Annotated in this window: 12 protein-coding genes; 11 read left to right on the top strand and 1 reads right to left on the bottom strand. The window is 52.0% G+C overall.

Annotation, left to right across the window (positions count from 1 at the left end; all coding sequences use genetic code 11):
* Nucleotides 1–247 precede the first annotated feature (247 nt).
* The 11 genes from A0W33_RS07480 to A0W33_RS07430 all read left to right on the top strand — a co-directional run bounded on the left by A0W33_RS07480 (nt 248) and on the right by A0W33_RS07430 (nt 9594).
* A complete protein-coding gene (locus A0W33_RS07480; RefSeq protein WP_068837575.1) occupies nt 248–499 on the top strand; it encodes an AtpZ/AtpI family protein in 252 nt (83 codons plus the stop codon).
* Between the two features lie 4 nt (nt 500–503).
* The gene (locus A0W33_RS07475; protein ID WP_068837574.1) at nt 504–893 is read left to right on the top strand and encodes a hypothetical protein; all 390 of its coding nucleotides are present in this window, start codon (nt 504–506) and stop codon (nt 891–893) included.
* A 38-nt stretch (nt 894–931) separates the two neighbouring features.
* A complete protein-coding gene (gene atpB, locus A0W33_RS07470; protein WP_068837573.1) occupies nt 932–1963 on the top strand; it encodes a F0F1 ATP synthase subunit A in 1032 nt (343 codons plus the stop codon).
* 40 nt (nt 1964–2003) lie between these two features.
* Nucleotides 2004–2264, top strand: a complete 261-nt coding sequence (atpE, locus tag A0W33_RS07465) for an ATP synthase F0 subunit C (protein ID WP_068837572.1) — start codon at nt 2004–2006, stop codon at nt 2262–2264.
* 137 nt (nt 2265–2401) lie between these two features.
* Complete coding sequence (locus A0W33_RS07460; RefSeq protein ID WP_068837571.1) at nt 2402–2896, top strand: F0F1 ATP synthase subunit B; 495 nt, start codon at nt 2402–2404, stop codon at nt 2894–2896.
* Nucleotides 2897–2950: 54 nt separating this feature from the next.
* Nucleotides 2951–3508, top strand: coding sequence for an ATP synthase F1 subunit delta (gene atpH / locus A0W33_RS07455; RefSeq protein ID WP_068837570.1), 558 nt, complete (start codon nt 2951–2953; stop codon nt 3506–3508).
* A 2-nt stretch (nt 3509–3510) separates the two neighbouring features.
* On the top strand, nt 3511–5091 hold the full coding sequence (atpA, locus tag A0W33_RS07450; protein ID WP_068837569.1) for a F0F1 ATP synthase subunit alpha: 1581 nt from the start codon (nt 3511–3513) through the stop codon (nt 5089–5091).
* 70 nt (nt 5092–5161) lie between these two features.
* On the top strand, nt 5162–6052 hold the full coding sequence (atpG, locus tag A0W33_RS07445) for an ATP synthase F1 subunit gamma (protein ID WP_068837568.1): 891 nt from the start codon (nt 5162–5164) through the stop codon (nt 6050–6052).
* A 175-nt stretch (nt 6053–6227) separates the two neighbouring features.
* Complete coding sequence (pafA, locus tag A0W33_RS07440; RefSeq protein ID WP_082815158.1) at nt 6228–7937, top strand: alkaline phosphatase PafA; 1710 nt, start codon at nt 6228–6230, stop codon at nt 7935–7937.
* Between the two features lie 45 nt (nt 7938–7982).
* Nucleotides 7983–8564, top strand: coding sequence for an inorganic diphosphatase (locus A0W33_RS07435; protein ID WP_082815157.1), 582 nt, complete (start codon nt 7983–7985; stop codon nt 8562–8564).
* 121 nt (nt 8565–8685) lie between these two features.
* Nucleotides 8686–9594, top strand: a complete 909-nt coding sequence (locus A0W33_RS07430) for a UbiA prenyltransferase family protein (RefSeq protein WP_068837567.1) — start codon at nt 8686–8688, stop codon at nt 9592–9594.
* On the opposite strand, the gene A0W33_RS07425 is transcribed toward A0W33_RS07430, so the two are convergent.
* Nucleotides 9575–11092 carry a bifunctional ADP-dependent NAD(P)H-hydrate dehydratase/NAD(P)H-hydrate epimerase gene (locus A0W33_RS07425; protein WP_068837566.1) on the bottom strand — a complete coding sequence of 506 codons (1518 nt, stop codon included), beginning with the start codon at nt 11090–11092 and terminating at the stop codon, nt 9575–9577. The two genes, A0W33_RS07430 and A0W33_RS07425, sit on opposite strands and share 20 nt — an antisense overlap.
* Between the last annotated feature and the right edge of the window lie 132 nt (nt 11093–11224).

The following is an 11224-nucleotide window of genomic DNA, read 5'->3' as shown; positions in this document are numbered from 1 at the left end:
CGTGTGTAAAGTATGGGCACCGGCGCGGGCTTTGCACGTAAAAGCGGACCACAGCACCTGGCACGGCAGCACGCCATCTACAAAAATACAATAATCCGCGGATAGTTTAGCAAAGAGGCTGTTTTACAGCCTGCTATTGAACTATACAAAATCGTAATTGGTTTCAGGCACGGCATACTTTAACAGGCTCCTGATGCTGTTGCTGCTGGCGTCATAAAAAGGAGTACCTTTGCAAAACTAAAAGCATATGACCACACCATCATCGCCCGATAAAGAGGACAAGCCTGAGAAGCAGCGCCAGGATAACATCAAGCCTTATGTGAAATACTCGGGCATGGCGTTTCAGATGATCGGTGCGCTTTTGCTGGCGGCTTGGGCCGGGCAGGAGCTGGACGAGTACATGGGCAACAAGCAGCCCTGGTTTACAATTGTGCTGCTGCTGGTAGCCGTAGTGGCCACCATGGTCCTGACAATTATATCCATTACCAAAAATAAGTAGAAGCGTGAAGTTCATTCGAAACCTGTTTTTCCTGACAGCCATACTTTGTGTGATCACAGGGGCCTTGCTGCAGTTTACCGGCTATGCGCTGGTGCACCCATACGTCTGGTACATCCTGCTTTTCTTTATTTTGATCACGGGTTTTACCTACTACCTGACCCAGTTAGGATACAAGAACGACCCGGATAATTTCCAGGCATATTATTTCGCCTCCATGGGTTTCCGGATGCTGATGAGTCTGGGGGTGGTCGGCATCTATGCCTGGTTCTTTGAGGAAGGACGTATGGCGTTCGTTTTAAACTTTTTTGTTTTGTATTTCGTGTACACCGGGTTTGAAATTTACAGCATATTGGCTAACTTCGCACCGCAATTGAAAAAGCATAACGAAGTATAAAGTTCGACCAAACGGAGTTTACTTCTAAATCTCTCTTAATGAAGAAGTTATTTATTTTACTGTTTTCCTTTCTCGCGCTCACTGCAAACGTTAAAGCCGCTGAAGAAGGTGGGGAGTTCAAGCCCGGCGACATGATCATGCATCACATTGCAGATGATTACACCTGGCACTTTGCTGATGGCGCTGTTCTTTACCTGCCGGTTATACTGCTCGATAACGGTAATCTGGAGGTATTCTCTTCAAGTAATTTCTACAACGAGAACCACGAGTTGGTGCCTTATAACGGGTACGCTATCAACCACGGCCACATTATTCGTGTAAACGAGGCGGGTGAGCCGCTCGAGGATCACGCAGGCCTTTACGACTTCTCTATCACTAAAAACGTAGCTTCTTTGCTTCTTAGTGTGGTGTTGCTAATGGTTGTTTTCTTTGTGATTGCCGGCCGTTATGGCAGCAACAAAGGAAAGGCGCCAAAAGGTATTCAGTCTTTCTTTGAGCCGATCATCATCTTTGTGCGTGATGAGATCGCGAAGGCGAACATCGGCCCGAAGTATGAGCGCTACATGCCTTACCTGCTGACGGTGTTCTTCTTTATCTGGTTTAACAACCTGCTGGGCCTGATGCCGGGTGGTGCTAACCTGACTGGTAACATTGCTGTAACGCTTGTTCTGGCCACTCTAACGCTTTTGATAACAGTGTTCAGCGGCAATAAGAGCTACTGGGGTCACATCTTCGCGACACCAGGTGTGCCGAAATGGCTTGCTCCCATCATGATTCCTGTGGAACTGATCGGTATATTCACAAAGCCTTTCTCGCTGATGGTGCGTCTCTTCGCAAACATCACGGCGGGTCACATCATCATTCTTTCCCTGTTCAGCTTGATCTTTATTTTCGAGAGTGTAGCTGTAGGGCCACTTAGCGTAGCCTTTGCCGTGTTCATGAACTTCCTGGAGTTGTTCGTGGCGCTGCTGCAGGCATACATCTTCACGCTGCTTTCTGCCATGTACATTGGCGGCGCGGTAGAAGAGCACGATCATGTTGGCGACTTAGGCCACGGGGACGCGCATTAATCTGAATTTTTATTTTTTTTAACTATATATAACTACAATTATGTTATTAGCAATTCTGCTTCAAGCTCTAACAGAAGGTGCGGGTTTAGCGATCATGGGTGCCGGTATCGGTGCTGGTCTAGTGGCCCTTGGCGCTGGTTTGGGTATCGGTAGAATCGGTGGCTCTGCCATGGAATCTATCGCTCGTCAGCCTGAGGCTGGTGGTAAAATCCAGACTGCTATGATTATCGCCGCTGCCCTTATCGAAGGTGTTGCACTTTTCGGTGTGGTAGTTTGCTTGCTAATCTCTTTCAAAGGCTAGTAATAGCTTTTGCTGATCTCACGTCCGGACGAATGGTCCGGACGATGAGTTCAGAGATTCCAGTAGTTATAGTTAAAGCGCCTGCCGCAACCAGTGCAGGCATTTAAAAAGAAACGAGTATTCAACTTACATAGACAATGGAATTAGTAACCCCGGGTATAGGTCTGATTTTCTGGCAGGTAGTAACGTTCTTGATCGTGCTGTTCCTGCTTTCGAAGTTTGCTTGGAAGCCGATCATGCAGGCGCTTAACGAGCGTGAAAACTCTATCGAGGAGGCGCTCCGTTCTGCTGAGAAAGCGAAACTGGAGATGCAGTCGCTGAAAGCCGACAACGAGAAGCTTTTGGCTGAGGCTCGTCTGGAGCGCGACAAGATCCTGACAGAGGCCAATGAGGCTGGCAACAACATGATTGAGGCGGCAAGACAGAAGGCGAACGAAGAAGGTGCCCGCATGATTGTACAGGCGCGTGAGGCGATTGAAAACGAAAAGCAGGCCGCTATCACGGAAGTGAAGAACATGGCAGCTTCGTTGTCGCTTGAGATTGCCGAGCAGATCCTGCGACGTGAGCTGAGCGACAAGAACGCACAGCAGGCACTGGCACAGGATTACATTCGTGAAGTAACGCTTAACTAAAAAACATAAACGGTGAACTGCCGCGGCAGCATCATTGTCTTATAAACAAGCACTATGTCAGAAATTAGAGTTGCTTCGAGATACGCGAAATCACTGCTTGAGCTGGCTATCGAAAGAGACGAGTTGGAGCAGGTGAACGCCGATATGCAACTGTTCTCTCAGGTAGTTTCCCAAAACCGCGATTTCCAGCTGCTGCTGCAGAACCCGATTGTAAAGTCAGATAAGAAGCTGGCGGTGATCAATGCCGTTTTTAAAGGCAAAGTACAGGACCTGACGCTGAAGTTTTTCAACCTGGTGGCACAAAAGAACCGGGAGTCAGCCTTGGAGGCCGTTGCGGTGGCTTTTCAGGACCAGTACAGAGAAGAAAAAGGAATACAAACAGCAGAGGTAACATCTGCGGTTCCACTTTCTCCTGCACTGCGCGACGAACTGGGCCAGCGCCTGGTAGCCGAGACGGGCAAGCGTATTGAATTGATTGAGCGTGTAGACCCTTCACTGATCGGTGGCTTTGTGCTGCGTGTTGGTGACAAACAGATTGACAGCTCTGTGAAGAACACACTTCGCAAGCTGAAGAATAATTTTAAAGACAACCCATACATCAATAAACTATAATCATGGCAGAAGTAAGACCTGATGAAGTATCAGCCATATTGAGAGGGCAGCTATCGAACTTCCGTACCGAGGCGGAACTGGAAGAAGTAGGTACTGTACTGCAAGTGGGTGACGGTGTCGCTCGTATATACGGACTATCCAAAGCACAGTCTGGTGAGCTTTTAGAGTTTGAGAACGGCCTGCAAGCGCTTGTTCTGAACCTGGAAGAAGACAACGTAGGTGCCGTATTGCTTGGTGACTACAGCGAAATTAAAGAAGGCGCGACCGTAAGAAGAACAAACCGCATTGCCTCAGTAAAAGTAGGCGAAGGAATTGTTGGCCGCGTTGTAAATACACTGGGCTTGCCAATCGATGGCAAAGGCCCGATTACAGGTGAACTGTACGAAATGCCACTGGAGCGCAAAGCCCCGGGTGTTATCTACCGTCAGCCGGTAAACGAACCATTACAGACAGGTATCAAGGCAATTGACTCGATGATCCCGGTTGGCCGTGGCCAGCGTGAGTTGATCATCGGTGACCGCCAGACAGGTAAGACTGCCGTGGCTATCGATACCATCCTGAACCAGCGCGAATTCTATGACAGAGGCGAGCCTGTTTACTGTATCTACGTGGCCATCGGCCAGAAAGCATCTACAGTAGCCCAGGTAGTGAAAGCCCTGCAGGAAGGTGGCGCCATGGAATATACCACTGTAGTAGCTGCATCTGCCGCTGACCCTGCTCCAATGCAGTTCTTCGCGCCATTTACAGGAGCTGCCATCGGTGAGTTCTTCCGCGACACAGGCCGTCCGGCGCTGATCGTATATGATGATTTGTCTAAGCAGGCAGTTGCTTACCGTGAGGTATCCCTGCTGCTAAGAAGACCACCAGGACGTGAGGCGTATCCTGGAGACGTATTCTACCTGCACTCCCGTTTGCTGGAGCGTGCGGCCAAGGTTACGACCTCTGATGAGATTGCCCGCAACATGAACGACTTGCCAGACTCTATCCGTCATTTGGTAAAAGGCGGTGGCTCGTTAACAGCCCTTCCAATTATCGAGACGCAGGCTGGTGACGTTTCTGCCTATATCCCGACGAACGTGATCTCTATCACAGACGGTCAGATCTTCCTGGAGACGAACCTGTTTAACTCTGGTATCCGTCCGGCCATTAACGTAGGTATCTCGGTATCGCGTGTGGGTGGTTCTGCCCAGATCAAGTCGATGAAGAAAGTAGCTGGTACCCTGAAACTGGACCAGGCACAGTTCCGCGAACTGGAGGCGTTTGCTAAGTTCGGTTCTGACCTTGATGCTTCTACGAAACTGACCATTGAGCGTGGCCGTCGTAACTTGGAAATTCTGAAGCAGGCGCAATTCTCGCCGGTAGCTGTAGAAGAGCAGGTTGCCATGATCTACTGCGCGACAAACGGTTTGCTGGATGAGGTTCCGGTTTCTGAAGTAAGAGCGTTTGAAGGAGAATACCTGCGCGCCCTGCGTGCCCAGCACAGAGATGTACTGGACGGCCTGAGAGCAGGTAAACTGGACGATCAGATCACCGGCACATTGAGGCAGGTGGCAAAAGAGACGTCAGCAAAATACAGAAAATAGTCATAGTCTAGGAATTGGGAGTTAGGAGCAGCAAGCTTTTAACTCCCGATTTTATGCTTATAACAACAGTATGGCAAGTTTAAAAGAGGTAAGAAACCGCATTGTATCGGTGTCGTCGACACAGCAGATCACCAAAGCCATGAAAATGGTGTCGGCTGCTAAGTTAAGACGCTCCCAGGATGCTATTATGCGCATGCGCCCTTACGCACAGCGCTTGAGCGGTATCCTGACAAACCTGTCTTCGATGACGGAGGGTGCTGTGGACAACCAGTATGCCCAGAAGCGTGACGTGAACAGCGTGCTGATCATTGCCGTAACCTCTGACCGTGGATTGGCTGGCGCCTTTAACTCGAACATCGTGAAAGGTGTGATGTCACTTATTCAGAGCAAGTACAGCGCCCAGTTTGATGCCGGTAGAGTAACCATACTGACCATTGGCCGCAAGGGGAATGACGCTTTCAAGAAGAGAGGCATGAATGTGATCAGCGATTACGCTAACCTGTTCGGCACACTTACTTTTGATGAAGTGCGTACCGCTGCAGAGCGCGCCATGGCTGGTTTCGTAAACCGTGAGTTTGACCAGGTAGACCTGGTTTATAACGAGTTCAAAAACGTGGCAACTCAGATTGTGCGCCAGGAGCAGTTCCTGCCAATTGAGGAGAAGCCGGCTGAGGAAGTGGATGCTTCCGCTATGTTGGTTGACTATACGTTTGAGCCTTCTAAAGAAGAAATCATACTGGAGCTGATTCCAAAGTCGCTTAAGATCCAGGTGTACAAGGCGGTGCTGGAGTCGAATGCCTCTGAGCATGGTGCCCGTATGACCGCCATGGACAAGGCAACGGAAAACGCCGGGGAACTGATAAAAGAACTGAAGCTGACTTATAACAGGACGCGCCAGGCGGCCATCACCAAGGAGATCCTCGAGATCGTGGGTGGTGCCGAGGCCTTAGCAGCCAAGTAAAAAGCTTCCAAAAGCAATACAGCAGCGCCCATCAGCACAGGTGGGCGCTGCTTATTTTTTGAGGGTACCCCTGCTGAGGAACCTGTTAACAAATTGTAAAATAACAGCTGTGTTTCTACCCGGAACAGATTCCAGCGAAGCACCTGTTATATTTGCAGCAGCTAACTGATACAACATGATCAACATACATCAACTGAAACAGAGCGTATGGATAAAGGCGGCAGCTTGTTGCCTGCTTATACTTAGTGCCTGTGCCAGTGCCACCACCCCAACTGCTTCGACCGGTACAGCAGCTGTTGCTACAGCAAGCCTGGACCCGATAGCCAACCGCCCAAAGCTGGTGGTAGGGATAGTGGTAGACCAGATGCGGTACGATTACCTGTATCGCTATTGGAGCAAGTATGGCAACGAAGGATTCAAGAAGCTGCTTGCTCAGGGTTTCAATTTTAAGAACACCCAGTACAGCTATGTGCCCACCTATACAGGCCCGGGCCATGCGTCGATCTACACAGGCAGTGTGCCTGCCATAAACGGAATTGTGGGCAACAGCTGGTATGAGCGCGACCAGAAGGCAACGATGTACTGCGTGGAGGACAAATCAGTGCAAACGGTAGGCAGCACTTCCACCGCTGGGCAAATGTCGCCCGAAAATCTGAAGACAACTACAATTACCGACGAACTGAAGCTGGCTACAAACATGGGCGCTAAAGTGGTGGGTGTCGCGCTGAAAGACCGCGGCTCCATACTTCCGGCGGGCCATCTGGCAAACGGTGCGTACTGGTTCGACTCAGAATCGGGAAACTGGATCACGAGCACGTTTTATAAGGAACAATTGCCGGCCTGGGTACAGGCGTTTAACGAGCGAAAACTGGCGGATAAGTACCTGAGCGAGCCTTGGGAAACACTGTTGCCCATCGCGCAGTACACCGAAAGCACCGCTGATGACGTTAGCTGGGAAGGTACACTGTCGGGCGAGGAGAAGCCTGTTTTCCCGCACAATATACCGGCAATGCGCGGAGATGACTTTGAACTGCTTCGCTCAATACCGGCAGGTAACACCTTTACCAAAGATTTTGCCCTTGCTGCTTTGCAAGCGGAGGAACTGGGGAAAGACGAGGTAACGGATTTCCTGACAATTAGCTTTTCGACGCCCGATTACGTAGGCCATACCTTTGGGCCAAACTCTATCGAGGCTGAAGACGTATTCCTGCGTCTGGACAAGGAAATGGCAGAGCTGATCAGCAAGATTGAGAATGAAGTGGGAAAAGGCGAGGTGCTGTTTTTCCTTACCTCTGACCACGGCGCTGCCCACGTGCCGGACTACCTGGCAAGCTTGAAGGCACCATCCGGGTTGGCCGTGTCGAAGACAGTGCGTGACTCAACGGACCTTTTCCTGGACGAGCTGTACGGGAAGGGGGACTGGGTGGAGCGCTACATGAACCAGCAGATTTACCTGAACCGCAGCCTGATCGAGAGCAAGAAGCTTAGCCTGGAAGACGTGCAGCAGCGGGTAGCCGACTACGTACTGCGCTTTGATGGTGTGATGCGCACGGTGACGGCCTCCAAAATTCAGGGCGGCAACTGGGGCGCAGGCATGATGGCTCGTGTGGAGAACGGCTACAACGCCAGGCGCTCCGGCGATGTGATCCTGCTGCTGGAGCCGGGGTGGTTTGAAGGCTACAACGGCCGCACAGGCACCACGCACGGCTCCTACTCGAACTACGACACGCACGTGCCACTGGTATGGTACGGCTGGAAGGTGCAGCCCGGCGAGAGCGATGCCGCTGTGGCCGTGTCAGATATTGCTGCCACACTTGCGGCCTGGCTTTACATACAGGAGCCAAACGGAAGTATAGGGCAACCCTTGCAAGTATATATGAAATAACCATAGCGCCTGAAGAAGAAAAATAGACGGCGCATTAAAACAAAGATGAAAATGGAGAATACGGAGGACATCAACAATCCATGGCACAGTGTGCGCTATGGCGACGCGGCGCCGGAGGTTTTAACCGCAATTATTGAAATACCAAAAGGCTCAAAGGCAAAGTATGAGTTAGATAAAGACAGCGGCATGCTTAAGCTGGACCGTGTGCTTTTCTCATCGGTGAACTACCCTGCCAATTACGGCTTTATCCCACAGACCTACTGCGATGATAAAGACCCTTTAGACATACTGGTGATCTGCTCAATTGATGTGCAGCCGATGTGCCTGATCGATGCCAAGGTAATCGGTGTAATGCAGATGATTGACAACAACGAGGAGGATGACAAGATCATCGCCGTGGCCTATAACGACATGTCGGTGCGCCACATCAACGATATCTCTGAGTTGCCGCCGCACACCCTGCTGGAGATGCGCCGCTTTTTCGAAGACTACAAGAAACTGGAGAACAAAGAGGTGATCGTGGAGCAGTTCCTGGGCCGTGAGCACGCCTACAAGATCATTCAGGATAGCATCGACCTGTACAACACCACGTTCGGTGAGCCACAGAAGAAAGTGAAAGCCTTGTAATCAAAATCGACTAAACCAGAAGCCCGGCCCGGACATTTCCGAAGCCGGGCTTTTTCGTTTTAGGCACTCTTGAGTAGCTGGTTTGATTGGCGGGTGATTTGTTGCGTAATTGCAGGAGACAATGGAGGCAAACAGAAGCATAAGCGCAGAGGAGCAACCGTACCGGCAAAGGGGATGGTACCAGTTGTTGGAAGGGCTGCTGTACAGTAGCATCTTTATCTCCTGCTGCGCCTTTGCCCTTACGCTGGAAACATACCTGCTGGCAGGGCTTCCGCTGTCACTCTCCATGGCCATCTTTGTGTTTCTGGCTACGCTGTTTACCTACAACTTAAGCAGCGTGCAAAGTATGCTGCGCAGGCCGGGGCAGCCAATAGACAGGAACCACTCAATTTGGAGCCTGCGCCACAAAAAATCGTTGGCTGTTCTGGCCTTGGCAAGTATAGCCGCCGCTGTTGTCGTCTATTTTTGGTTCGACCTGAAGATAAACCTGTGGTTCCTGCTGCACCTGGCCATTATTTCGGTCGGCTATACCGTGCCCATACTTTACAAGCAGAAGCGCGTGCGGCCCCTGCGCAGTGTGCCCCTGCTGAAGGTTTTCCTGATTGCCTATGTATGGGCGGTGGTAACGGCGATGCTACCGCTGCTGGATGCGGGCATGCAGGTATGGCAACCGGAGGCACTGTGGCTGTTCTTCAGGCGCTTCCTTTTTATACTTGCCCTGGCCCTTCTGTTTGATGTGCGCGACTATACATACGACCGAAACACAAACACGCTCACCTTCCCGGGCTGGATCGGCGTGCGAAATACGAAACTGCTATCGCTGGGTCTGCTGCTGCTGTATGTGCTGGTGCTGGTTTACAGCGAAAGCGGATTGGTGCTTTGGGCGCTCGTGGCAAGTGCAGCAGCAGCAGCTGTGGTGGTGCTGTTGTCTTCTACGGATCGGCCCCGCATGTACTACGTTATACTTGCGGATGGCGCGATGCTGTTGCACGCCGGGCTTGTGTTTGGCGCTATGGCATTGGCCGGGTGAGGTGCAGGAAAGCCTTGGGCAGGTGGTCGATTACATCGGAGGCCGTCATGGAGATGGCGCCCACCGTGTGCAGCGCCAGATCGGCCGCCAGGCCATGCACGTACACACCCAGCAAACAGGCCTCTTCTAAAGTATAAGCCTGCCCCACCAGCGCTGTAACAATACCCGTCAGCACATCGCCCGTGCCGCCGGTAGCCATGCCCGAGTTGCCGGTGGAGTTAAAGTATACCTTGCCCTCCGGCGTGCCGATGGCGGTGTGGCTACCTTTCAGCGTAACGTAGCATTGGTACTCGACACAAAACTCGCGCAGGTGCTGCAGGCGGTCGTAATCATTTTTTACCTTACCCACCAGCCGCTCGAACTCCTTTGGGTGGGGCGTAAATATGGCCTTTTTTTTCGGTAGCTGTGCCTTCAACTTTTCGCTGCCTGCAATAATGTTGATGGCATCCGCATCGATCACCAACGGGTGGTGCGAGGTGGCCAGCAGTTGCCCGATAGCGGTTTTCGTGACCCGCTCAGTGCCCAGACCAGGGCCAACGCCAATTACATCAAATTTATCTATCTCCCGCGGAAGCTCTGAGAGGTGTCTGCGGTTTTTGTCCGTCAGCGTCATAGCCTCGGGCACGGCGGTTTGCAGAATGATGTATCCAGCCTGTGGCGCCTGTATGGTTAGTAAACCAACACCGCTGCGCAGGCAGGCGCGTGCGGCCAGCACAGCGGCTCCAATCTTGCCGTATCCCCCGCAGAGCAGCAAGGCGTGCCCGTAAATCCCCTTATGCGAAAACTTTTTGCGCGGCCTGATCAGGCGCTGCACATCCTCCCGGGTAGTATAGCACAAATCCGCACGCACCTCCGAGAGGAACTGCTGGCTCAGCCCGATCTTCACTACATGCCACTCGCCCACAAACTCCTCGTGCTGAGGCAGCAGGAAAGCCAGCTTCGGCAGCTCAAAACTGATCGTGTAGCTTGCCTTGATGATGGCTCCCTCCTCCGGTGTCTGGCTGTCGGTGTAGAGGCCGGAGGGCATGTCGATGGAGGTGATGCAGGCGCCGCTGTCGTTCAGGCTGTTGATCACGCCGCCATAGAAGCCCGTAACGGGTCGGTTGAGGCCGGTGCCAAAGAGCGCGTCGATCACACAAACGTTTTGTGACAACTCCGGCATGGCGGCCTGCTGCGCCAGTTGTGTCGGCTTCAGGTCGTGCGGCAGGCGCTCCAGATTCACTTTGAAATCATCAGAGGCATTGGTTGTGTCGCCAACAAGGTAGAGCCTAACCGTGTAGGTGCGACCGTGCAGCAGTCGCGCCACCGCCAGCCCATCACCGCCGTTGTTGCCGGGACCGCAGAAAATGTGCACCTCCCGGCCCGGCGGAAATTTGTTCTCGAACCAGCAGGTGAACGCCCTGGCCGCCCGCTCCATCAGGTCGGTGGAGGTGATGCCTTCTTCTTTTATGGTGAACGCGTCGGCTTCCCTGGTTTGTGTGGCAGTCAGCAGTTTCATGGCGTGGTTTTTTTGCTTGCTTATACTTGGTTCGGGTAGTTTACTGTTACGGCTTGTGCTTGAAGCTGATGCGGCCGTAAGCTTAAAAAGCTCCTTTGCAGCCCTGTAAATAGATGCAAACAGAGGTGCTGT

Origin of the sequence: Pontibacter akesuensis, assembly GCF_001611675.1 — a bacterium.
GTDB lineage: Bacteria > Bacteroidota > Bacteroidia > Cytophagales > Hymenobacteraceae > Pontibacter > Pontibacter akesuensis.
The sequence above is the reverse complement of the archived record's forward strand: the minus strand, read 5'-3'. Positions and strand labels throughout refer to the sequence as shown.